A 22,183-nucleotide genomic window follows, 5' to 3' on the forward strand; every position below is an offset into this window, starting at 1 on the left:
TCGACGAGGCGGTGATCCTCCCAGAACTCGCCGCCGCCTAAGCTAGAACAACTGACCCGCACGGTGTTGAGAAACTCCACCACTCAGCGGGACGTGACCAACCAAGGCCCACTCTGCACTGTGGTGGTCCCTTCTCCTCGCAGGGGTGGGGCTCCGGTTCGGTGTGAATGCTGGGGCCGGGGGCGTCTCGCGCCGGCTTCAGTGGGCGACATCGGGGCGCTGGGGGTCCGGCGCGGAGTTGCGCCCGCGCATAAATGAGCGTAGTCATTAATGAGTCAACTCATTGGAGGCGTCATGGCCGGTCTGCCGGAGTACACGGACGCGAAACGCACCCCTTTCCGAGGCCGCCGCGAACGAAGCATGCAGGACAAGCAGTTGCGGATCTTCGCGGCCGCAGCCGCTCTCTTCGCCGAGCGCGGGTTCGACGCGGTGGGGACGCAGGAGATCGCCGAACGCGCCGACGTGGCTGTCGGCACGGTGTTCCGGTACGCCTCGTCCAAGGCTGAGCTGCTGCTCATGGTCTACAACGGCGAACTGCGCGATGCGATCAACACCGGCGTGCGGGCCGCGGCCGTGGCCGCAGACCCGGTCGAATCGGTGAACGCGCTCGTCCAGGCCGTGCTGGAGAGCTCGGCGTGCAACCCTGCCACCGTCGTCGCCTACCAGCGTGAGCTGCTGTTCGGTTCGGCCACCGACGAGCACCGGACCGCGGGCCTCGCGCTCGTCGGCGAGCTCGAGGACGCGATCGCGTCCCGCCTCGCTACGGCGGCCCGGTCAGCCGGGGTCGATGGCGAGCCGGTCCTGCGCGAGGGACAGCGCGCCGCCCGCACAGTCTTCGCGGCGCTGTCGCTCCTGCTCGCTGGGCCGTCCACGGGCGCGCATCCCGGAGCGGACCCCATCGAAGAGCTTCGCGGGCAGGTCACGCAGATCGTGCGCGGCTTCCTCGCCACGTTGCCATCAACCATCGAAACATACTAAGGAGACTGACTATGTATTACAGCAGCGGCACTATGGAGGCGTTCGCGCGTCCCCGCAAGCCTGAAGGGGTCGAGAACAAGACCGCGTGGTTCGTCGGCGCCGGCCTGGCGTCGATGGCCTCGGCGGCGTTCATGATCCGCGACGGACAGATGGACGGGTCGAAGATCACCATCCTCGAACGGCTGAAGCTGCCCGGCGGGGCTCTGGACGGGATCGATGAGCCCAAGAAGGGCTTCGTGATCCGCGGCGGCCGTGAGGTGGACGACCACTACGAGTGCCTGTGGGACCTGTACCGCTCGATCCCCTCGATCGAGGTCGACGGCGCTTCTGTGCTCGACGAGTTCTACTGGCTGAACAAGGACGACCCGAACTTCTCGCTGCAGCGGGCCACCGTCGAGCAGGGCAAGGACGCCGGCACCGGCACCCTCTTCACTCTCTCGAAGCAGGCGCAGAAGGAGCTCACCGGGCTCTTCCTGGCCACCCGTGAGTCGCTGGAGAACAAGCGGATCAACGAGGTCTTCGGCACGGAGTTCTTCGCCAGCAACTTCTGGATGTACTGGCGCACCATGTTCGCCTTCGAGGAGTGGCACTCTGCGCTGGAGATGAAGTTGTACGTGCACCGCTTCGTCCACCACATCAGCGGCATGCCGGACTTCGCCAACGTGCGGTTCTTCAAGTACAACCAGTACGAGTCGATGGTGCTGCCGCTGTACCGATGGCTGCTCGACCAGGGAGTGACGTTCCAGTTCGACACCGAGGTCACCGACATCGACTTCGCGATCACGGCCGACCGAAAGCAGGCCACCGCGATCCACTGGATCCGCGAGGGTGTCGTCGGTGGCGTCGAGCTCGGCGAGAACGACCTGGTGCTCGCCACCATCGGCTCTCTCACCGAGAACTCCGACAACGGCGACCAGCACACCGCGGCGAAGCTCGACGAGGGACCGGCCCCGGCCTGGGACCTCTGGCGGCGGTTGGCCGCCAAGGACCCGTCATTCGGGCACCCGGACGTGTTCGGCGCACACATCCAGGAGAGCAAGTGGCAGTCGGCCACCGTCACCACGCTCGACACGCGCATCCCCGCCTACATCGAGAAGATCGCCAAGCGTTCGCCGTTCGGCGGCAAGACCGTCACCGGAGGGATCGTCACGGCCCAGGACTCCGCCTGGCTGCTCAGCTGGACAGTCAACCGCCAGCCGCACTTCAAGAAGCAACCCGAGGACCAGATCGTGGTCTGGGTGTACTCGCTGTTGGTCGACGTCCCCGGCGACTACGTGAAGAAGTCGATGCAGGAGTGCACCGGCGAGGAGATCACCCAGGAGTGGCTTTACCACATGGGTGTCCCCGTGGCCGACATCCCCGAGCTCGCGGCGAATGGTGCCACCTGCGTGCCGGTGATGATGCCCTACGTCACGGCGTTCTTCATGCCCCGGCAGGCGGGTGACCGGCCCGACGTGGTCCCGGCCGGCGCCGTCAACTTCGCGTTCCTCGGCCAGTTCGCCGAGACACCCTCCCGGGACACGATCTTCACCATCGAGTACTCGGTGCGCACCGCGATGGAGGCGACCTACCAACTGCTCGGCATCGACAGAGGCGTGCCGGAGGTCTTCAACTCCACCTACGACGTGCGTACGCTGCTCGCCGCCGCCAGCCTGCTGCGTGACGGTAAGGAGATCGAGGTGCCCGGCCCAGCCATGGTCCGTGATCTGCTGATGAAGCAGATCAAGAACACCGAGATCGGCGAGCTGCTGAAGGAGTACGGCCTGCTGACCTGACCGAGCCGGCGAACCATGCGCGGGGCCCGGGACACGACGTCCCGGGCCCCGTCGCGTTGGCCGATCTGGGGCTCATTGACGAGCACGAGTTCGTTGTTCAGCCGGTCCGTGCGCACCCAAGATACACAACTGGGAATGTATTTGGCGGATGAGCGGTTACAGTCATCGTTACGCAGAACATACATAACCAGTCATGCAGTCAAGCCGCTCGGCTCCCCGGGCAGAGGAAAGGAACCGACGATGCAGTTCGGCATCTTCGCGGTCAGCGATATCACCCAGGATCCCACCACCGGATACACGCCCAGCGAGGCCGAGCGCATCGATGCGTCGGTGAAGATCGCCGTCAAGGCTGAGGAAGTCGGCCTCGACGTCTTCGCGATGGGCGAGCACCACAACGCCCCGTTCTTCTCCTCATCGCCCGTGACCCTGCTCGCTCACATCGCGGCGCTCACCCACCGGATCATCCTGTCGACGTCGACGACCCTGATCACGACCAACGACCCGGTGCGCATCGCCGAGGAATACGCGATGGCCCAGCATCTGGCCAAGGGCCGTCTGGACATCACCCTCGGCCGCGGCAACACCGTCCCCGTCTACCCGTGGTTCGGCAAGGACATTCGTCAGGGATTGCCGCTTGCCCTGGAAAACTACAACCTGTTGCACCGCCTGTGGTCCGAGGACGTCGTCGACTGGGAGGGAACGTTCCGCACTCCGCTCCAGGGATTCACCTCGACCCCGCGGCCTCTGGATGACGTGGCCCCGTTCGTCTGGCACGGCTCCATTCGCACCCCCGAGATCGCGGAGCAGGCGGCGTACTACGGCAATGGCTTCTTCGCGAACAACCTGTTCGCGCCCAACGGCCATTTCAAGCCGCTCGTCGACTTCTACCGCAAGCGCTTCGCCCACTACGGCCACGGCACGGAGGAACAGGCCATCGTCGGTCTCGGCGGTCAGGCCTTCATCGCCCACCGCTCCCAGGACGCCTTCGACGCCTACCGTCCCTACTTCAACAGCGCTCCCGTCTACGATCACAGCAACTCCCTCGAGCAGTGGGCCGAGGCTTCACCGCTCAGTGTCGGCAGCCCGCAGCAGATCATCGACAAGACGCTCGAGTTCCGTGACATGTTCGGCGACTACCAGCGCCAGTTGTGGCTGATGGACCACGCCGGGCTCCCGTTGGGGATGGTGCTCGACCAGCTCGAACTCCTCGGTTCCGAAGTCGTCCCCGTGCTCCGCAAGGAAATGGCCGCACGCCGGTCTCCCGGCGCCGCAGAGGCGCCCACCCACGAGAGCCGGGTCCGGGCGAAGTACGGCGATGCCGAACCGCGCCAGCCCCGCCCGAACGCCAACCGCGGCGACAACGTCACCGGCACGTCGCCCTACCAGGACAGCGACCCCGAGCGTCCCGCCAACTACCCTGTGCTGCTGTGAGCAGCGAGACCCGGTTGGCCAACGAAGCCTGGGAAGCGATGTTTCGGGCCCAGGTGGCGCTCCTCCGCACATTCGGCGCAGACGACGTCTGGATCGAGGTCTCCCAGAACGAATACGACGTGCTCTATACCCTGTCCAAGTCGGCCAACGGGATGAGCATGGTCGAGATCAACCGCGGCATCCTGATGACCCAGGCCGGCATCTCCCGCCTCGTCGCCCGACTCGAGACACGCGGACTTCTCGAACGCTGCGCGGACGATCACGATCGCCGGGCCGTCCGGATGATCCTCACACCCGAAGGCGCCCGCATTCAGAAAGTCGTCGGCCGTCGCCACGCGTCGGCCATCACATCAACCATGACCCGAGCCCTCAGCCGCGAGCAGCTGGAGCAGCTGCGCGACATCTCGCGCACGATCACGTCCGTGATCCACCCCACGCACACCGACCACGAAAGCCCGCGAATCCACGCATGAGCACCACAGCCCAGAACCTCTCCGATACCCCTGATGAGCCGCGGCGCATCGTCATCGTCAACGCAGGCACCAGCGACCCTTCCTCGTCACGGATGCTCGCAGATCGGATTGCGCAGAAGACCATCGATCAACTTGGTGCCCAGGGCATCCCGGCATCGGTCAGGCTGATCGATCTCGGCCCACTCGCCGGGGAGGTCGCGCACGCCATCGTGTCCGGGTTTCCCGAGGGCAAGCTCCTCGACGCCGTGCACCAGCTCGCCGCTGCCGACGGAGTGATCGTGGCCACGCCTGTCTACAAGGCCGGGATGAGTGGCCTGCTCAAGTCGTTCGTTGACATCCTCGACAACGACCTCCTGATCGCCAAGCCCCTCGTGCTCTCCGCAACAGCGGGCACGGCGCGCCACGCCCTCGTCATCGACGACCAGCTGCGCTCCCTGTTCGCGTTCATGCGATCGCTCACGACGCCGACCTCGGTCTTCGCAGCACCGGAGGACTGGGCAGACCCCTCTCTGCTCGGCAGGATCGAACGGGCGGCGAACGAACTGTCCGCCATGATCGCGACCGGCATCAGCGCCGCCATCACCGGCAAGATCTGGGACAAGTATCAGCATTCCTTCGGCAGCAATGCCCGCCCCGATGGAGCTGCTGCCGAGTTCAATTTCGACACCGACCTGATGCGCCTCGCGACCGGCGGCAGCTCAATCGCGGCACGCAGCTGACGGCGTGCGCCCGTGACGCGCGCCGAGAGCACTACGCGGCACCGGCGCACGGATAGGGTCAGGGCGAGGAATCACTCTCGTTGGTCAACGAGCGTCTTTGTGACCATTCTTGAGGTCGGATGCGGCGGGCCCCTGGTACGCGTTGTTCGGGCCCGCCGAGGGCTCTGCCTGCAGTTGCGCCGTTGCCGGGCGGACGCCTTGACGCAGCCACTCGTTGAAGAAGGTGGTGAGCGATTGGCCTGACGTCTTCTCCATCACGGCTTCGAAGTCTGCCGTGGTCGCCGTGGAGCCCTTGTACCGGTTCAACCACAAGCGGGCGCCCGCGAAGAACGCCTTGTCGCCGACCTTCGCGCGCAACGCCTGCAGTGCGGCCGCTCCCCGCAGGTACACCGGTGCCGCGAAGAGTTCGTCGCGACCGGGGTCTGCGATGTTGAGCGTCCAGCCGTTGTTCGCGTCCAGGTATGACACCGCGTCGGCAAACTGCGCAGGAATCGTTGCGGTGCCTTGATGTTCAGCCCACAGCCATTCGATGTAGGTGGCCCAGCCTTCGTTGAGCCAGATGTCCTTCCAATCGGAGGGCGTCACCGAATCGCCGAACCATTGGTGTCCGAGTTCATGGACCACTGTGGATTCGTCCGCGACCTGTGAGTAGACGGGCCGGGTTTGAGTCTCCAGGGCGTAGTCGACTGAATCGTCGTCGACAATCGCGCCGAACGACTCGAACGGGTACCGCCCGAACGTGCCCTCGAGGAAGGCGATCATCTGGGGCTGAAGCGCGAGTGACGCCTTCGTCTCCGCGAGGCCCGGGCCCGTTACGCCGGTGTCGATGGCATTGACGATCGGGAGTCCGTGTGGGCCCTTATCGGTGGCCAGGGTGAAGTCGCCGACCGTTGCCGTCGACAGGTAGCTGGACATCGGGTCCGTAGCTTCCCACGACCAGGTGGTCCACCCGGCTTTGGTCCGTGGCCGGCCGTCGGTCAGACCATTCGCAATGGCCGTCTTTCCGGCCGGCACCGTGATGTGGAACGAATACGTGGCCTTGTCTTGAGGGTCGTCGTTCACGGGATACCAGGTCGAGGCTCCATCGGGCTCGTTGACCACCATCGCGCCATCCGCAGTCGTGACCCACCCATAGAGTGCCCCGGTCGTGTCGAGCGGACGCCCCGTGCTTCCCCCGTACTCGACGATGATCGTTGTGGACTGTCCCTCCCTGAGCTTCGGCAGCAGACCGACGGTGAGCTCCCAGTACCGATTCGCGTCGTCCTGCTTCTGTGACCACTCGGCGCTGCCGGTGCCCGGCGATTTCCCGTGCGCCGCCGCCTTGCCGTCCACGCGGACCGACGTGACGTCGAGACCGCGCAAATCGAAGTTGAGCGACTGCAGGTTCTGCTTCGCGCGGAGTGTGATGGTCGCGACGCCACTGAGCTTTCCCACGAGTGCAGCGGGGTCCGTCGGCGGCGCATAGCGCAGGGCGAGGTCGTAGTGCAGCACGTCGTAGCCGCCGTTGCCGTCGTAAGGAAAGTACGGGTCGCCGCTCCCGGGAGCCCCGGCCGTGTAGGCGACGCCGTCTGTGCTTGCTGTGCCCGGGTGCGTACTGAGGGCCGCAGCGCTTCCCGCCCCGATGGAAGTGAGTGCCAGCACGGACAGCCCCGCGACGGCGGCGGTGTGGAGCCTTCTGAATGACTGCACGGAACATCTCCTTTGATGGACGGACCAGCGGCGCTCACGTGTCAACCTACTTCGGTCGCGCACAAGCGGCTAGCGTGATTCACCGGAATGGCCGGTCGCTCCGGCTGTGCATCGTCAGGCGCGCTGTGGAATATCAGGCGAGAGCCCTCCTGCGGCGTCGGACGAAGCCGAGGATGATGGCGGGCAGCATTCCGACGCCGAGCGCAAGCAGGAGGCCGAGAACCAGTAGCAGGGAAGTGCGTGCTTGCGCGATCAGCGGTGCCCTCTCCTGTCTGACCCGATCGAGGGGGTACTCGATCATCTTGGACACGGACTGGACGACCGACGAACTGCTGCTCCTCGACAGTTGTTCGAAGGCGGCGTCGAAGCCCTGCGGGCTTCCTGGTGCACCGAGTTCGCCGGCAACCACCGTGCTCGTCGCGCCATCGAGAACCGAGGTCTTCACGACGAGGCCGTGCTTGGTCGTGACGAACCCTTTCGCCGACAGGGCGGAGGTGGTGGCACCTTGCGAGTAGCCATAGACCTCGAAGAGTGCAGCAGCATCGATCTCCTCGACGCCGTCTTTCAGCTCGACGGCAACCCTCGGTCGCCCCCACGGGAAGGCCGTGTTCATGAGGAAGGCAGCGTCTTCGAACCCAAAATTCTTGACGGGCATCTCCGTCGGGCCACCCAATTTCCAGCCTGGGTAGCCGATGGATTCGCCGACCCGGTTGGCTTCCGTGTCACCTGCCATGTCGGCGATGACTTTGAGAGAGCCGGGGATGCCGGAGGTCACGCCACCGGTAGTGGTCACGCGGCCGTCCTGGACGTAGCGCTGTCCGGTGACCCAGGAAACTTCGGGGTTCGAAGTCCTGAGCGCGGCGATTCGGGACCAATGGGACGTCGCGCGAAGCCCATCGAGGACTCCGGAGGCGGCGAGCAGCCGGGAGCCCGCACAAATTCCGAGGATGCGGGCGCCCGCGTTGTACTGGTTGACGATGAACTCGCGCGCCGCGGCCTCCTCGGGCCCGGCAGGACTATTCACGGCCGGCACCACGACCAGGTCAGGCGTGGGTGCGGCACCCGCCGCCACCTCGCCAAAAGTGTGGGTCGGCACGACCCATATACCGCCGTCGACGACCGCCGGGGCGGCGGAGGCGGCAATCGTGTAGACGAAGAAGTCGGGTGAACTGGCCAGAACGTCATAGGGCGCGAGAACGTCGGCAGTGTCGGATCCGGACCGGCCGAGAACGACCGCAACGACGAACTGACCAGGGAGCGGCACGGCGCCAGGCCCAGGGGGTGGCGCCCCGATGCTTGCCGCGGAGGCCGTCTCAGCGCCCGATTGGGACAACCCGGTGACCGCGATGGCCGCGAAGGCGGTGATAGTGAGGGTGGTGGCGAGTGTGATGCTGCCGATTCGGCGGGCGATTCGTGACACGACGATCTCCTGGTGAGCGGGGGTTAGCGGCTGAGGTGGGAAAGGAACTCGGAGATGATCCGGGCAAGCGCCGGGGACTGTGTCCAATGCAAGTAGTGGCTTCCTTCGAGCACGGTGATTTCGTGTGTGGTGACGTTCTCGAGTTCGGCCTCGTGGTTCGGCAACCACTGGGGCATCGTCCGAACGCTGTCGCTCGAGAGGATCTCGAGCACCGGCAGGTCCGTGGCGAACGGCTGCATCGCGGCTTTGGTCGAGTTGGCGCCGATGCGGCTCCATTCGTCGGAGACCGACGCGTTGCCGTAGTTCCAGTTGGTCATCACGGCGATGCGGTGCCGCTCCTCCGCCGTATAGGCAGACCCTGGAGGCTGAACCAGGTCGGGGGCGATCGTCGTGACGAGGCGGAAGAGCCCGGTCGCGGCCTGCATGCTCTCGACGGTCGAGGGTGCACCCTCATCAAGAGACGACGACAGGGCGGGGGTGGGGTCGACGCCAACGATCGCCATCACCTCGTCCGGGTAGGCGTTCGCGTAGAAGCGGGCGTAGATGCCGCCGACTGAATGGCCGACCAGGATCACCGGCTCATCTACCCGAAGCTTGGCCAGGACCTCGTGCAGCTCGCGGGTGATGTTCTCGACGGTGCGATCGCTGACGTTGAGGTCGCTGTAGCTGTAGCCGTAGCCGAAGCCCTCGACCACGATGACGTTGAACGCGTTCAGCTGGCGGATGAGCGGGGCGAAGTCGATTGCCGGTGCCGGCGTCCCATACCCGCTGAGGAGCACCATCGTCGGCCCGGTCCCGCCGTTGCGGTAGACATTGATGTCGCCGGCGTCGATGGCGACCTTTTCCCCATACGGCACGAGGTCGGCGTGTTCCGAGGTATTGAGTGCCCCATTGACGGTCGTCGAGACGGCCGTGAGAGCCAGGACGACAGCGAGGCCGATGCCGGCGGCGCGTGCGATTCTGGGGAAGTTCATGTCAGGCTCCATTCGGATTCGGGAGGTAGGGGAGTCGCGGATTCGCCGCGCCCACGTCGTGTTTGTGGGTATGACTTCACGGTAGGGTTCGGTTGTCGGCCCACCTAGGACACGCTGTTGACGATCTCGGCCACGGAGGAAGACAGTGAGCGAACCACGCATCGTGATCGTCGGGTTCCCGTCCGTGCAGATCCTCGACGTGACCGGGCCTCTTGAGGTGTTTTCCACCGCCTCACGATTCCTGCCGATCGCTCGGTACGCCACGGAACTCGTGAGTACCGATGGCGGGCCGGTGCTATCGACGAGCGGCCTCGAATTCGCGACGGGACCGATCGATGCAGTGGCCGGAAACATCGACACTCTCGTGGTCGCCGGAGGCCGGGACATGGAGGAAGCCGCAGGTGATCCGAGGCTGGTCGACAGCATCCGGCGGCTGGCGTTGGTCTCGCGGCGGGTCGCATCCATGTGCTCAGGCGCGTTTCTGCTCGGTGCCGCGGGCCTTCTGGACGGTCGCCGCGCGACCACCCACTGGGCCGAGTGCGAGGTGCTTGGGCGGGCCTACCCGGAGGTCACGGTCGACCCCGATGCCATCTATGTGCAGGACGGCAACGTCTGGACCTCGGCCGGCGTCACGGCCGGAATCGACCTGGCCTTGGCGTTGGTTGCCGACGACCATGGCCGCAAGGCCGCTGCGACCGTAGCGCGGCGCCTTGTCGTGTACCTCCGCCGCTCGGGCGGCCAGGCGCAGTTCTCAGCGCTGCTGGCCGCACAATCCGCGAACGACGAGCCCATCCGTGACGTGTTGGCCTGGCTCCCTGACAACCTCACCGCCGATCTCTCCATCTCCGGTATGGCTACTCGCGCCCACCTCTCGGAGCGCCAGTTCAGTCGTGTGTTCAAGTCCGAGGTAGGCGTCACGCCGGCCGAGCATGTCGAGGCGGTACGGATGGAGGCAGCGTGCAGCCTTCTCGAGACGACGACGCTGACAGTGGAGGAGATCGCGCGAGCATGCGGATTCGGCACCCCTGAAACCATGAATCGAGCGTTCCGGCGCCGCCTCAACATCACCCCCACCAACCATCGAGATCACTTCGGGTCAGACTGACCGTGCCAGGTCGCTTACGTTGACCGAGTGGTCATTGACCGCGCGATCAATGTAGAGTCGGAGCATCGCTTCTCCCTGGCCTCTCCCGACGAAAGCCGCAGCATGAACCTTCTCGCACCTCAGAAAAAGCGCACGACCGTGCTTCGCACCATCTTCAGGATGACGCTGGGAGCCTTCCTCCTGCTCGCGGGCATCAGCCATCTCACCGTGAACCGGGAGGCCTTCCTCGCCCAGGTGCCCACCTGGCTGCCGATCGCAGGGGACTTCGTCGTCCTGGCTTCTGGCGTCGTCGAGATCGTCCTCGGCGCTTCCCTGCTGGCCCTCGGCCGGTACCGGGTGCAGGTCGGTTGGATCGTAGCGGCGTTCTTCGTCGTCATCTTCCCGGGAAACATCTCGCAGCTAACGACGCACACCGATTCCTTCGGGCTGAACACCGATCTCGAGCGCAGCGTCCGGCTGCTGTTCCAGCCCGTGCTGGTGTTGTGGGCGCTCTGGTCCTCTGGCGCCTGGCTCGCGTTGCGTCGGTATCGCGCCTCCCGGCGCACCGGGGAAGACGCCTGATCGATGGGCGGCCCCAAGAAGCCCGAACAGGAGCGCTGCGACGCGATCCTTGCCGCGGCGTATGAGATCGCCCTCGCCGAGGGTCTCGATGCCGTCACCGCACGTCGGGTGGCCACCGCGGCCGGCATCTCGACGGGCCTCGTGTTCTTCCACTTCCAGTCGAAAGACGGTCTGCTGGAGGCGTTGCTCGGCGTGCTGCTCGACGGCACGCTCGACGCCCTGTCCGACTCCGGCCTGGCCCGGCTGGAGCCGTGGGACCGCCTGGAGCGGATGATCCGGGTCGAGCTGGAGCGACTGGTGGAGTACCACGATGCGGTCGAACTGATCTTCGCTTTCTACTTCTCCCGACGTGACGACTTGTTCCGCGCCCGCATCGAATCAAGCTTCGGACGCTACCTCGCGGCGTTCTCGCCGGTCTGTCGTGAGGTCGCCGCCGGGACCCGTATCCAGGGTGACGAGCTCGCGGCGACGGTGGTCGCCCTGGTCCAGGGTGCCTCGATCCAGGCGATCCGCAACCCGGAGACCTTCAACCCGGAGTCGATCCTCGCGACGCTCCGCGCGGTGCGCCCGGCCTGATCGGACCGGCCAGAGCGCGTGATCCGGGCTGGTGGGCTGCGCCGCCCTTAACGAACGGATCGCCTGACCGCAAGCGGCCAGGCGATCCGTTCTCAGGTTCCTAGGTTCAGAGGCCCTGGGCCAGACGGTAGTACGCCGCGTTCCAGCGGATCCCCTGTTCGAAGCTCCGCAGGTCGGTCGTCTCGTCGATGACGAGAAGCTCCGTCTTCGCGATGTCAGCGAAGTCAGTGAAGGCCTCGAGGCCGACCGCGGTCGACATCACGGTGTGGTGCGCCGCACCGGCGGTGAGCCAGGCGGCCGCCGAGACAGCGAAGGACGGTGCGGGCTTCCAGACGGCGCGGCCGACCGGCAGCTTCGGCAGCGGCTCTGTGGGCTCGACAACTTCGACGACGTTGGCGACGAGGCGGAACCGGTCGCGCATGTCGCTCATCGCGACCACGACGGCGGGTCCAGGATCGGCCGTGAACACGAGGCGCACGGGGTCTTCCCGGCCGCCGATACCGAGCGGGTGGATCTCCAGTGTCGGCTTCGCGGTCGTCAGGGCCGGGTTGACCTCGAGCATGTGGGCACCCAGGATGACTTCCGCCCCGGGGGTCAGGTCGTAGGTGTAGTCCTCCATCAGGGAGGCGCCTCCGGGGAGCCCTGAGCCCATGACGTTGGCGGCGTGCACGAGGATGGCCGTCTTCCAGTCGCCTTCGGCGCCGAAGCCGTAGCCGTCGGCCATCAGGCGCTGCACGGCGAGGCCGGGGAGCTGGCGGAGGGCTCCGAGGTCTTCGAAGCTCGTGGTGAACGCACCGAATCCGCCGGCTTCGAGGAAGGACCGGAGTCCGATCTCGATCGCTGCGCCGTAGCGCAGCGACTCGTGACGCTCGGCGCCCGCCCGCAGCTCCGGAGCGACGTCATAGAGTTCCTCGTACTCGGCGACGAGGGCGTCGATCTGGTCCTCCGTGGCCGCGGCGACGGCCTCCGCGAGTTCGTTGACGCCCCACGTGTTGACCTGAACGCCGAACCGCAGCTCGGCCTCGGTCTTGTCACCCTCGGTGACGGCGACGTAACGCATGTTGTCGCCGAACCGGGCGAGCTTGAGGCTCTTGGTCGCAGCCCAGCCGGCGGCGGCACGGGTCCAGGTGCCGATCTGCGCGGTGACGGCGGGGCTCGAGGCGTGGCCGACGACGGTCTTCCTGGCGACGCCCAGGCGGGTCTGGATGTAACCGAACTCCCGGTCGCCGTGTGCGGCCTGGTTGAGATTCATGAAGTCCATGTCGATGTCCGCCCACGGCAGTTCGACGTTCGCCTGGGTGTGGAAGTGCAGCAGGGGCTTCTGGAGGGCGTCGAGCCCGGAGATCCACATCTTCGCGGGAGAGAACGTGTGCATCCACGCGATCAGGCCGATCACGTTGTCGGCGGCGTTCGCGTCGAGGATCGCGCGCTTGATCGACTCCGAATCCTTCAGCACCGGCTTCCACACGATCGTGACCGGAATGTCGGATGCTGCTGCTAGCGTGTCCGAGATGGCGCGCGACTGCTCCGCCACCTGACGGAGGGTCTCCTCGCCGTACAGGTTCTGGCTTCCGGTGAGGAACCAGACCTCGTAGGAGCGAAGGTCGGGAGTGATGCGGTTGCTCATAGGGTGCTTTCCTTCAGTGAGAGTGCTTCAATGGCGATGCGTTCGACGGCGAGGCCGTCGGAATAGCGCGCAAGGTAGGTCGTGAATCCGGCGACGTCTGTCGGATCGGGCTGGGCAGTGTCGAACGCGGTGTTCGCGAAGACCCGTTCGGCGAGGTAGTCGTCGAGGTGCTGGCCGTGCTCGGCGGCCCGCAGGTAGGACGCCAGTACTGCGATGCCCCAGGCGCCGCCTTCCGATGCCGTTTCGGTCACGGTGACGGGGGTGCCGAGCGCCCCGGCGAGGAATCGCTGGGCGACCCCTGCGGTGCGGAACATGCCGCCGTGGGCGAACATCTCCTCCATCACGACGCCCTCGTCGGCAAGGACGCGCATCCCGAGGCTGAGCGTGCCGAAGACCCCGTAAAGCTGGGCCCGCATGAAGTTCGCGAGCGTCAGTCGGCTGTCCGGCGTGCGCACGACGAGGGGTCTGCCCTCGCTGAGGCCGGCGATCGGCTCGCCCGCGAGGTGGTTGTAGGCCAACAGCCCACCGGCGTCCGCCTCGCCCTCGAGTGCTTCGCGGAACAGCGCGCCGAAGACCGCGTCGCTGGCGAGCGGCTGGCCGGCGACCGTGGCGAACCGGGCGAAGAGGCCGACCCAGGTCGCGAGTTCGCTCGCACCGTTGTTGCAGTGGACCATCGCGACGGGGTCCCCGGCGGGAGTCGTGACAACGTCGAGCTCGTGGTGCACATTCTCGAGCGGCCGTTCGAGCACGACCATGGTGAAGATGCTCGTGCCCGCACTGACATTGCCCGAGCGGGGGGCGACGGACCGGGTCGCGACCATTCCCGTTCCGGCATCACCCTCGGGCGGGCAGAGGGCCGCGCCGGGCTTGAGCGTGCCGGTCGGGTCGAGAAGCCGGGCACCCTGTTCTGTCAGGGCCCCTGCGGGCTGCCCCGCCACGAGCACCTCCGGCAGCAGGTCGACGAGGCGGGAACCGGGGGTGCCGGCCGCGGAGAGCCCGTCGTATCGCGCCAGGAGCTCAGTGTCGTAGGTCTTCGTGAGCGCATCGATCGGGAACATGCCCGAAGCGTCGCCGACTCCCAGGACTTTCCGACCCGTGAGCCGCCAGTGCACATAACCGGCAAGGGTGGTGAGAAAAGCGATCTCGGGGACGTGCGGTTCGTCGTCGAGGACCGCCTGACGGAGATGTGCAATGGACCAGCGCAGCGGGATGTTCACGCCGAACAGGTCGGTGAGTTCCGCGGCAGCAGGGCCGGTCGTCGTGTTCCGCCAGGTTCTGAAGGGTGCGAGGAGGTCGCCGGCCGCATCGAACGCGAGGTATCCGTGCATCATGGCCGAGACGCCGATCGCCGCGAAGCTGTCCGGGCGTACGCCGTAGCGTGATTCGGCATTGTCGATGAGGTCGGCGTAGGCCGCCTGCAAGCCAGACCACACGTTCTCGAGCGAATAGGTCCAGACCTGTCCGACGAACTCGTTGTCCCACTCGTGACTGCCGACCGCGATCACCTCGGACGGGTCGTCGCCGATCAGGCACGCCTTGATCCGGGTCGACCCCAGTTCGATCCCGAGCGAGAGGCGCCCAGCACGGAGGTCGTCTCGTGCGGAATCACCGGGGGAAACGGTACTCGATGTCGACACAAGACTCCTTTGACTTACGCATGTGATCGATCACATTGACGATCGTATGAAGTCTACGACATCGGCATCCCGTATGTCGACCGTCAGTATTCGGGTCGCGGCCGCTCCGGCGGGGCTCCGGTGGACGCCCGCTCGATGAGCTCAGGGCCGACGGCAGGACGCACGTCCGCTTCTCCGAGGAGAAGGGCCACGGCGCGCCGCCCGGCTTCGGCCAGGTCCTGCCGAACGGTCGTCAGCGCGGGCTGGTAGTACGCGGCCTCGGGAACGTCATCGAAGCCGACGATGCTGAGATCCCCCGGCACGGTCAACCCCAGGGAGACCGCGGCGCTCAGGGCGCCGAGCGCCATCTGGTCGTTACCGGAGAAAATGGCCGTCACGCCGTGTTCGATCAGCGCACGGGCGGCACGATGACCTGACGCGGCGCTCCAGTCGCCGATCTCCACGAATCGCGGATCCAGCTGGCGCGATCGAAGCTCCTCCTGGAAGCCGGTCAGGCGCTGTTGCGCGTCGAGCCACTCTGGCGGGCCGGCGATGTGGCCCACGCGCTGATGGCCGAGATCCAGGAGATGTGAGGTCGCCAGCCGGGCCCCCCGGATCTGGTCCAGCATCCCGCCGTGCAGCCCGCTCGCCGCTGCCGTCTGCAGCGTCACATACGGCACCGGGATCGTCAGGCCTTCGAGAGCGACGAGCACCTGGGTCTGCGGGGCCACCACGATCAGCCCCTCTGCCGAGAGGTCGGCCAGATGGCTGAGAGCGTCATCCACTGATCTCCGGTCGAGTCCGTCCGCGTTCGCGATCGTCACGCTGTAGCCGCGACTTCGCGCTGCCGCCCCGATGGCGGCGACGATGGTCGCAGGGCCGTACTCTCCACTCGAGGTCGACAGAATTCCGATCAGTCGTGATCGGCTCGAGGACAACGCGCGGGCGGCGGCGTTCGGCCGGTAGTTCAACTCCCGCATGGCATCGAGCACCTTCTGGCGCGTGGCCGCGCGGAGGCTCGGGTGATCATTCAGGACGCGGGAAACCGTCTGGTGCGACACTCCAGCGACCCGGGCCACATCGAACACGCTGGCGGCACGCGGTCTGGCCTCCTCGTTGTCTCGATCTGCGTCCATGGTCTGATTATCGCCGTGCGTGGGGGTCGCGCTGGTCACGGGGCCGCTATCCTCCGCCCGGATGACTAGGTCGGGGCCCGCCCGGGCAGAGGTGTACAGTTCGGCGAGTCGGCCACCGCGGTGAAAGGTTGGGACATGACGATCAATTTCGGCGCTCGCGGACACGACGTGACGTGGGCGTCAACGCCCGAGGAGCTGGCGCGTGGCCTGGCGGGATACGGGGTGCACAACGTGCAACTGGCCCTGGGCCGGTCCTTCCCCGAACTGAGCGGCGCCCGCGCCATCAACCCCGGCCTGGGCGCATACTTCCGCCGCGTGATGGCCGCCCAGGGCGTGGATATCGCCGTGCTCGGCTGCTACGACAACATCATTCATCCGGATGCCGATCGCCGGGAGGCGATCCTGCGGAAGTTCGAGGCCTACCTGCGCAACGCCCGGCATTTCGGTGCCCCGATGGTGGCGACCGAGACGGGGAGTGTCAATGCGGACGGTTTTGCCTATACCCGGGCGAACTTCACGGATGAGGCGTACCGGGAGGCCGCAACGGTGATTCGGCGGCTCGCGGAATTCGGCGAACGCGTGGGGACCATCGTCGCCATTGAGCCGGGCATCAACCACCCGATCTACAACCTCGATCGGGTCGAGCAGCTCCTCGACGACGTCGACTCACCCTTCCTCGGCATCGTGTTCGACGCCACGGCGCTGCTCGACCCGAACGAACCCGTCGACCTTGCGGCATTGACGAACGACGCCTTCGAACGGTTCGGGGGACGCATCGTCGCGGCCCACCTCGACGACTACCGCCTCTCGGACGGTCGCGTCGTCCGCTGCGACATCGACGACGGGGTCCTCCCGGTCGCCCGGATTCTGGCCACGATCGGCGCGCACGCTCCCGGTCTCGCCGTCATCATGGAGGAAACCGTCAACGACGCGATTGCCAGGACCGTGGATCGCTACACGGAATCGGGATTCTCGAAGTGAATGCCTTCGGGGTTGCGACTCCGGCGGATGAATTCCTTGGTCGTCATGCCGAACTCATCCTTGAAGCAGCGGAGGAAGTGCGTGTACGACGAGAACCCGGCGATCCGATAGACGTCCAGGGCGTTCCCGTGCGTGCTCAGGAGGTCCTTGCTGTGCAGTAGCCGCTTCTTCAGCGTGTACTGGTGGAAATTGAGTCCGGTGTTCGTCTTGAACTGGCGCGACAGATAGTACTTACTGATGAAGAACCTGCCCGCGACGGCATCGAGTGACAGATCCTCGTCCAGGTTGTCGGCGACGTAGCCCATGACCGCCGAGATGAGGGCTGACACGGGAAGGTCGTGGGGAACGACGGCGTTCTCGGAGCCGAAGACCGCCTTGTTGAGTTCGATCAGGAACTCGATCAGCCGGTTCTCCCGCACGAGGTCCGCGCCGAAGCCCTCCTGATCGGGCTCGTCCAGGCGAGAGATCTGTGCGCGCAACCAGTCGGCATCCACCCGGATGACCTGGCTGGTCGGGGTGCCGTCCTTGGCGAACAGGAGGTTGAGGTTGGTGCTCTCAGAGGAACGGCTCGTGAGGAATTCCTCGCGAATGTGGATGTACGCACGTTCGTAGTACTCGCTGGACTGCCTGACGATGTTGTGCAGGTCGTTCCTCCGCACGAAGGTCACGGTTCCCGGTTCCGTGGAGTACTCGGTTCCGCCGAGCCGGAAGACACCCGTGCCGCTCAGTACGCAATTGATTTCGTGGAAGTCGTGATAGTGCAGGTTTGCGTGCTCACGGACGGCATTGTCGACGTGGTAGAGCTCGAAATGCCCGGACACCATCGTGTTCACGATCACTGCGCGGCGAGGCTCCATAGGCGCCTCCTCTCCGTGAGCTCAGGCGACAGTCTGGCACGCAGCCTCCCCTGCAAGAAACGGCAGTTTTTGAGCAACGGTCGACAACGCGGGGCCTATATGGACGGATTCCTGGGTTGTAACGTTTCAAATACAAGGAATCAAAGAAGATTGTGAAGAGAAACCATGCATCTAGACACTGCCGTCAGCAGAGAGCAGATCGTTCAAAAGATCGATGCCATGATCTCCAACCTGACCACAATCAGGGACGAGTCAGGTAAGTTTTTACTCCATTTCAGTGATGTCGTCGTCGACGACAAGAGCTGGAATGTCTGGAATTGGCCCCAGGGTGTCGGTCTCTACGGGATCTACAAGAACTACCGGATCACCGGAAACCCCCTGGCAGCGGATGTCGTCCGCGAGTGGTTCGACACCGCGCTCGCCGCGGGCGCTCCGCCGAAAAACGTCAACACGATGGCACCGCTGCTCGCCATGGCCTGCCTGTATGAGGACACCAAGGACAGCAGGTACATCCCGTACCTCAACCAGTGGGCGCAATGGGCCATGCACGACATGCCGCGCACGCACGGTGGTGGCATGCAGCACATGACCTATGCCGGGCCGAACTCCCAGCAGCTCTGGGACGACACCTTGATGATGACGGTGCTGCCCCTCGCGAAGATCGGTCGCCTCCTGGACCGGCCGGAATACATCGAGGAAGCCAAGTACCAGTTCCTCATCCACGCCCAGTACCTCATGGACAAGAAGACGGGCCTCTGGTTCCACGGCTGGTCGTTCGAGCGCCGTGACAACTACGCAGACGCGCTCTGGGCTCGTGGCAACTGCTGGATCACCATCGCCATTCCGGAACTCATCGGCACCCTGGGACTCAAGCCCGGAGACCCGATCCGGGAGTGGTTGCTCGAAATTCTGAACAGCCAGGTCTCCGCACTCGCGGAGCTGCAGGACGAGTCCGGCATGTGGCACACGCTGCTCGATGACCCGACCTCCTACCTCGAGTCGTCCGCGACCGCCGGTATCGCCTACGGGCTGCTCAAAGCGGTGCATGAGCGTTACATCGACAAGAGTTATGCGGCCGTGGCAGAGAAGGCCGTCGCCGCACTGTACGACCGGATCACCGACGAGGGCGAAGTCCAGAACGTCTCGGTCGGAACCGGGATGGGTGACGACCTGGACTTCTACAAGAACATCGACCAGACGGCGATGCCGTACGGCCAATCGCTCACGGTGCTGTGCTTCGCCGAATATCTCGTCTCCTTCTGCTGAGACGACCATGCCTTCCACGAAAAGAGTAAGAAAATGACCGAAAAGTTTGACACGGAGAGCTTCTCCCTGAGCGGAAAAGTCGCCCTGATCACCGGCGCGAGCTACGGCATCGGGCTCGCAATCGCCTCGGCGTATGCCGCAGCCGGCGCCCGGATCGCCTTCAACGATCGCGACCAGGCTGCCGTGGACCGGGGGCTCGCCGCCTACAAGGAAGCCGGGATCGAGGCTCACGGATATGTCGCGGACGTCACAGACGAAGACGCGATCGTCGCGATGGTCAAGCAGATCGAGGACGAGGTCGGCACCATCGACATCCTCGTCAACAACGCCGGCATCATCAAGCGCGTCCCGATGCTCGAGATGAGCGTCGCCGACTTCCGCCAGGTGATCGACGTCGACCTGAACGGGCCGTTCATCGTCGCCAAGGCCGTGCTGCCGGGAATGATCAAGAGCGGCCACGGAAAGATCATCAACATGTGCTCGATGATGTCCGAGCTCGGCCGCGAAACCGTGTCGGCCTATGCCGCAGCCAAGGGTGGCCTGAAGATGCTCACCCGCAACATCTGCTCCGAATTCGCCGAGGCCAACATCCAGTGCAACGCCATCGGCCCTGGCTACATCGCGACGCCGCAGACGGCCCCGCTCCGTGAGCTCCAGGACGATGGCTCCCGGCATCCCTTCGACCAGTTCATCATCGCAAGGACCCCGGCCGCGCGCTGGGGAACCCCCAAGGACCTGATGGGGCCGGCCGTGTTCCTGGCCTCCGGCGCGAGCGACTTCGTCAACGGGCTGGTCCTCTATGTCGACGGCGGCATCCTCGCCTACATCGGCAAAACCCCTCAGTAACGCGGGACTGCCCGCACCATTTCGTGAGCACCATCAATGAAAAAGGTCGAAGAACCAATGAAGATTGCTTTGATAAACGAGAACTCCCAGGCTTCCAAGAACGCCGTCATCTACACGGCGCTCAAGGATGTGGCCGACGAGAAAGGCTACGAGTCCTTTAACTACGGGATGACCGGGAAAGAGGGCGAGAGCCAGCTGACCTACGTTCAGAACGGTCTCCTCGCCTCGATCCTGTTGGGCACAAAGGCCGTGGACTTCGTCGTCACCGGCTGCGGCACCGGCGTGGGGGCCATGCTCGCCTGTAACAGCTTCCCCGGCGTGGTCTGCGGCATCGCCATCGAACCGACGGATGCCTACCTCTTCTCCCAGATCAACGGAGGCAACGCGCTCTCCATCCCTTATGCGAAGGGCTTCGGCTGGGGAGCCGAGCTCAACCTCACGCTCATCTTCGAGCGCCTGTTCGCCGAGCCGATGGGTGGCGGGTACCCCAAGGAGCGGGTGGTCCCTGAGCAGCGCAATGCACGCATCCTCAACGAGGTGAAGGCGGTCGTGTACAAGCCCCTCATCCAGGTGCTCAAGGAAATCGATCAGGACTTCCTGAAGGAGACCATCGCCACCGAGAACTTCACGGAGTATTTCACCGCAAACGCCGAGCCGGGGGAGGTGCGGGACTACATCCTCGCGTCACTCGCCTGACCGGCGAACTGCACTCTGCACCACGAACGATCACACTAGAACCACTTATCAAGGAAGATCAAGGGTTTCGTCATGAGCGAAAACACGGCAACGTCACAGAGGACGCCGTCGAACGACAAACAGGTTTCATCCCGCAATCTCAAGCGCGCCGCCTTCAGTGGGTGGATCGGAAGCGCACTGGAGTACTACGACTTCACGTTGTACTCCCAGGCAGCAGCACTCGTTTTCCCGACGGTGTTCTTCCCCACCTCGAGCCCGGCCGTCGCCATCGTCGCCTCGCTGGCCACGTACGGCGTCGGCTATGTCGCGCGGCCCATCGGCGCCATCGTCCTGGGCAACCTGGCCGACCGCCACGGGCGGAAGCACGTCCTCGTCATCGCGATGATGATGATGGGCCTGGCCACGCTCCTCGTGGGCGTTCTGCCGACGTACTCCCAGGTCGGCATTCTCGCGCCGATCCTGCTGGTGGTGCTCCGGCTCGTCCAGGGCTTCGCCGTCGCCGGCGAGCTGGGCGCCTCGAACGCCCTCATCGTCGAGCACTCGCCCGACTCGAAGCGCGGCTTCTTCGCGAGCTTCAGCCTGCAGGGATCCCAGATCGGCAGCATCCTCGCCCTCGCGTTCATGCTTCCGCTGGCATCCGCGCTTCCCGCCGAGGCCTTCCAGACCTGGGGCTGGAGAATTCCGTTCCTGCTCAGCGCGGTCGTCATCCTCGCCGGCTACCTGATCCGCCGCAACATCGAAGAGCCGCCCGCCTACCTGAAGCAGTCCCAGGTCAAGGAGTTCAAGACCCCGGCGATCGAACTGTTCCGTCGCTACCCGCGCATGCTCCTCATCTGCGTGATCAGCACCCTCGCCAACGTGATCGGCACGGCGACCCTGGTCTTCGGTGTCACCTACGGAAAGCAGGAGAGTTACGGTGTCGGCTTCACGACGAGTGAGTTCCTCTGGATCATCCTCATCATCAACACGGTCTCGGCCCTGACGATCCCGCTGTTCGGGAAACTGTCCGACGTCTTCGGCAGGAAGGCGCTCATGATCACGGGAGCCCTCGGCGGTGGCCTCACCTCGATCCCGTTCCTCTTCGCGGTGCAGGAGAAGAATTTCGCCCTGGTGCTCATCCTCGGAGTGCTCGCCATGTCGATCTTCTTCCAGATGTGGAACGCCACCTTCGCTACGGCCTACCAGGAACAGTTCCCCACCCGGCTGCGCGTCACCGGCTTCGCCGTCTCGCAGAACGTCGGCCTGATGCTTGCCGCGTTCGCGCCGGCGATCTTCACCCTGATGGCTCCTCCCGGAACGAGCAACATCCCGATCGTGATCGGCATCACCACCCTGGTGGTCACCGTGATCGCAGCGGGCGCCACCCTGCTCCTCCGCAACGGAGCCGGCGAGAGCCTGGCTGAGTAACGGGCACGACAAAGCCCCCTGCCTCCCGTATTTGACCGGGAGGCAGGGGG

General features: G+C 65.2%; 20 protein-coding genes. 13 read left to right on the forward strand and 7 right to left on the reverse strand.

Features of this window, described 5'->3' with window-relative positions:
- Positions 1 to 294 precede the first annotated feature (294 nt).
- From E3O50_RS07810 to E3O50_RS07830, 5 genes are all read left to right on the forward strand, one after another.
- Positions 295 to 978: a TetR/AcrR family transcriptional regulator gene (locus tag E3O50_RS07810; protein ID WP_134560812.1), complete on the forward strand. Its 684-nt coding sequence runs from the start codon at positions 295 to 297 to the stop codon at positions 976 to 978.
- An 11-nt stretch (positions 979 to 989) separates the two neighbouring features.
- Positions 990 to 2,753: an oleate hydratase gene (locus tag E3O50_RS07815; RefSeq protein ID WP_134560813.1), complete on the forward strand. Its 1,764-nt coding sequence runs from the start codon at positions 990 to 992 to the stop codon at positions 2,751 to 2,753.
- A gap of 240 nt (positions 2,754 to 2,993) precedes the next feature.
- Positions 2,994 to 4,184 (forward strand): CE1758 family FMN-dependent luciferase-like monooxygenase, encoded by a 1,191-nt coding sequence (locus E3O50_RS07820; protein ID WP_134446312.1) that lies wholly within the window; start codon positions 2,994 to 2,996, stop codon positions 4,182 to 4,184.
- Complete coding sequence (locus E3O50_RS07825) at positions 4,181 to 4,657, forward strand: MarR family transcriptional regulator (protein WP_241975547.1); 477 nt, start codon at positions 4,181 to 4,183, stop codon at positions 4,655 to 4,657. The genes E3O50_RS07820 and E3O50_RS07825 overlap by 4 nt, the downstream gene beginning before the upstream one ends.
- Positions 4,654 to 5,376: a CE1759 family FMN reductase gene (locus E3O50_RS07830; RefSeq protein ID WP_134446313.1), complete on the forward strand. Its 723-nt coding sequence runs from the start codon at positions 4,654 to 4,656 to the stop codon at positions 5,374 to 5,376. The genes E3O50_RS07825 and E3O50_RS07830 overlap by 4 nt, the downstream gene beginning before the upstream one ends.
- Positions 5,377 to 5,460: 84 nt before the next feature.
- Here the strand turns inward: E3O50_RS07830 and E3O50_RS07835 are convergent, their stop codons facing one another.
- From E3O50_RS07835 to E3O50_RS07845, 3 genes are all read right to left on the reverse strand, one after another.
- Entirely contained in the window at positions 5,461 to 7,065 is a 1,605-nt protein-coding gene (locus E3O50_RS07835; RefSeq protein WP_134446314.1) for a M1 family metallopeptidase, read from the reverse strand.
- A gap of 133 nt (positions 7,066 to 7,198) precedes the next feature.
- A complete protein-coding gene (locus E3O50_RS07840) occupies positions 7,199 to 8,485 on the reverse strand; it encodes a DJ-1/PfpI family protein (protein WP_166787251.1) in 1,287 nt (428 codons plus the stop codon).
- Positions 8,486 to 8,508: 23 nt separating this feature from the next.
- Positions 8,509 to 9,459 carry an alpha/beta hydrolase gene (locus tag E3O50_RS07845; RefSeq protein ID WP_166790720.1) on the reverse strand — a complete coding sequence of 317 codons (951 nt, stop codon included), beginning with the start codon at positions 9,457 to 9,459 and terminating at the stop codon, positions 8,509 to 8,511.
- A gap of 163 nt (positions 9,460 to 9,622) precedes the next feature.
- Here E3O50_RS07845 and E3O50_RS07850 point away from each other — a divergent pair, with 163 nt between their 5' ends.
- The 3 genes from E3O50_RS07850 (at position 9,623) to E3O50_RS07860 (ending at position 11,701) form a co-directional block, all read left to right on the forward strand.
- Positions 9,623 to 10,564, forward strand: coding sequence for a GlxA family transcriptional regulator (locus tag E3O50_RS07850; RefSeq protein WP_198417055.1), 942 nt, complete (start codon positions 9,623 to 9,625; stop codon positions 10,562 to 10,564).
- Between the two features lie 159 nt (positions 10,565 to 10,723).
- Positions 10,724 to 11,125, forward strand: a complete 402-nt coding sequence (locus E3O50_RS07855; protein ID WP_347233246.1) for a hypothetical protein — start codon at positions 10,724 to 10,726, stop codon at positions 11,123 to 11,125.
- Positions 11,126 to 11,128: 3 nt separating this feature from the next.
- Positions 11,129 to 11,701, forward strand: a complete 573-nt coding sequence (locus tag E3O50_RS07860) for a TetR/AcrR family transcriptional regulator (RefSeq protein ID WP_134446318.1) — start codon at positions 11,129 to 11,131, stop codon at positions 11,699 to 11,701.
- Positions 11,702 to 11,807: 106 nt separating this feature from the next.
- Here the strand turns inward: E3O50_RS07860 and araA are convergent, their stop codons facing one another.
- From araA to E3O50_RS07875, 3 genes are all read right to left on the reverse strand, one after another.
- Positions 11,808 to 13,328: an L-arabinose isomerase gene (gene araA, locus E3O50_RS07865; RefSeq protein ID WP_134446319.1), complete on the reverse strand. Its 1,521-nt coding sequence runs from the start codon at positions 13,326 to 13,328 to the stop codon at positions 11,808 to 11,810.
- Positions 13,325 to 14,965 (reverse strand): FGGY-family carbohydrate kinase, encoded by a 1,641-nt coding sequence (locus tag E3O50_RS07870; protein WP_134560815.1) that lies wholly within the window; start codon positions 14,963 to 14,965, stop codon positions 13,325 to 13,327. The genes araA and E3O50_RS07870 overlap by 4 nt, the downstream gene beginning before the upstream one ends.
- A gap of 83 nt (positions 14,966 to 15,048) precedes the next feature.
- Positions 15,049 to 16,080, reverse strand: coding sequence for a LacI family DNA-binding transcriptional regulator (locus E3O50_RS07875; RefSeq protein ID WP_134446321.1), 1,032 nt, complete (start codon positions 16,078 to 16,080; stop codon positions 15,049 to 15,051).
- Between the two features lie 135 nt (positions 16,081 to 16,215).
- Here E3O50_RS07875 and E3O50_RS07880 point away from each other — a divergent pair, with 135 nt between their 5' ends.
- Positions 16,216 to 17,061, forward strand: coding sequence for a sugar phosphate isomerase/epimerase (locus tag E3O50_RS07880; RefSeq protein ID WP_134446322.1), 846 nt, complete (start codon positions 16,216 to 16,218; stop codon positions 17,059 to 17,061).
- Here the strand turns inward: E3O50_RS07880 and E3O50_RS07885 are convergent.
- Positions 17,034 to 17,918 carry an AraC family transcriptional regulator gene (locus E3O50_RS07885; protein WP_134446323.1) on the reverse strand — a complete coding sequence of 295 codons (885 nt, stop codon included), beginning with the start codon at positions 17,916 to 17,918 and terminating at the stop codon, positions 17,034 to 17,036. The two genes, E3O50_RS07880 and E3O50_RS07885, sit on opposite strands and share 28 nt — an antisense overlap.
- 165 nt (positions 17,919 to 18,083) lie before the next feature.
- On the opposite strand from E3O50_RS07885, the gene E3O50_RS07890 reads away from it, so the two are divergent.
- The 4 genes from E3O50_RS07890 to E3O50_RS07905 all read left to right on the forward strand — a co-directional run bounded on the left by E3O50_RS07890 (position 18,084) and on the right by E3O50_RS07905 (position 22,133).
- Positions 18,084 to 19,184: a glycoside hydrolase family 88 protein gene (locus tag E3O50_RS07890; RefSeq protein WP_134560816.1), complete on the forward strand. Its 1,101-nt coding sequence runs from the start codon at positions 18,084 to 18,086 to the stop codon at positions 19,182 to 19,184.
- Between the two features lie 33 nt (positions 19,185 to 19,217).
- Positions 19,218 to 20,030: a gluconate 5-dehydrogenase gene (locus E3O50_RS07895; RefSeq protein WP_134446325.1), complete on the forward strand. Its 813-nt coding sequence runs from the start codon at positions 19,218 to 19,220 to the stop codon at positions 20,028 to 20,030.
- A 57-nt stretch (positions 20,031 to 20,087) separates the two neighbouring features.
- Positions 20,088 to 20,726, forward strand: a complete 639-nt coding sequence (locus tag E3O50_RS07900; RefSeq protein ID WP_134446326.1) for an RpiB/LacA/LacB family sugar-phosphate isomerase — start codon at positions 20,088 to 20,090, stop codon at positions 20,724 to 20,726.
- A 72-nt stretch (positions 20,727 to 20,798) separates the two neighbouring features.
- The gene (locus E3O50_RS07905) at positions 20,799 to 22,133 is read left to right on the forward strand and encodes an MFS transporter (protein WP_134446327.1); all 1,335 of its coding nucleotides are present in this window, start codon (positions 20,799 to 20,801) and stop codon (positions 22,131 to 22,133) included.
- The last annotated feature ends 50 nt before the right edge of the window (positions 22,134 to 22,183 follow it).

It is taken from the genome of Cryobacterium sp. MDB1-18-1 (assembly GCF_004402735.1).
Lineage (GTDB): Bacteria > Actinomycetota > Actinomycetes > Actinomycetales > Microbacteriaceae > Cryobacterium > Cryobacterium glucosi.

What these genes read in the sequence shown, in the direction of transcription:
- E3O50_RS07810 (WP_134560812.1), top strand. Translation starts at nt 295, where the DNA reads ATGGCCGGTCTGCCGGAGTACACGGACGCGAAACGCACCCCTTTCCGA.
- E3O50_RS07815 (WP_134560813.1), top strand. Translation starts at nt 990, where the DNA reads ATGTATTACAGCAGCGGCACTATGGAGGCGTTCGCGCGTCCCCGCAAG.
- E3O50_RS07820 (WP_134446312.1), top strand. Translation starts at nt 2,994, where the DNA reads ATGCAGTTCGGCATCTTCGCGGTCAGCGATATCACCCAGGATCCCACC.
- E3O50_RS07830 (WP_134446313.1), top strand. Translation starts at nt 4,654, where the DNA reads ATGAGCACCACAGCCCAGAACCTCTCCGATACCCCTGATGAGCCGCGG.
- E3O50_RS07845 (WP_166790720.1), bottom strand. Translation starts at nt 9,459, where the DNA reads ATGAACTTCCCCAGAATCGCACGCGCCGCCGGCATCGGCCTCGCTGTC.
- E3O50_RS07855 (WP_347233246.1), top strand. Translation starts at nt 10,724, where the DNA reads ATGACGCTGGGAGCCTTCCTCCTGCTCGCGGGCATCAGCCATCTCACC.
- E3O50_RS07860 (WP_134446318.1), top strand. Translation starts at nt 11,129, where the DNA reads ATGGGCGGCCCCAAGAAGCCCGAACAGGAGCGCTGCGACGCGATCCTT.
- araA (WP_134446319.1), bottom strand. Translation starts at nt 13,328, where the DNA reads ATGAGCAACCGCATCACTCCCGACCTTCGCTCCTACGAGGTCTGGTTC.
- E3O50_RS07875 (WP_134446321.1), bottom strand. Translation starts at nt 16,080, where the DNA reads ATGGACGCAGATCGAGACAACGAGGAGGCCAGACCGCGTGCCGCCAGC.
- E3O50_RS07880 (WP_134446322.1), top strand. Translation starts at nt 16,216, where the DNA reads ATGACGATCAATTTCGGCGCTCGCGGACACGACGTGACGTGGGCGTCA.
- E3O50_RS07885 (WP_134446323.1), bottom strand. Translation starts at nt 17,918, where the DNA reads ATGGAGCCTCGCCGCGCAGTGATCGTGAACACGATGGTGTCCGGGCAT.
- E3O50_RS07890 (WP_134560816.1), top strand. Translation starts at nt 18,084, where the DNA reads ATGCATCTAGACACTGCCGTCAGCAGAGAGCAGATCGTTCAAAAGATC.
- E3O50_RS07895 (WP_134446325.1), top strand. Translation starts at nt 19,218, where the DNA reads ATGACCGAAAAGTTTGACACGGAGAGCTTCTCCCTGAGCGGAAAAGTC.
- E3O50_RS07900 (WP_134446326.1), top strand. Translation starts at nt 20,088, where the DNA reads ATGAAGATTGCTTTGATAAACGAGAACTCCCAGGCTTCCAAGAACGCC.
- E3O50_RS07905 (WP_134446327.1), top strand. Translation starts at nt 20,799, where the DNA reads ATGAGCGAAAACACGGCAACGTCACAGAGGACGCCGTCGAACGACAAA.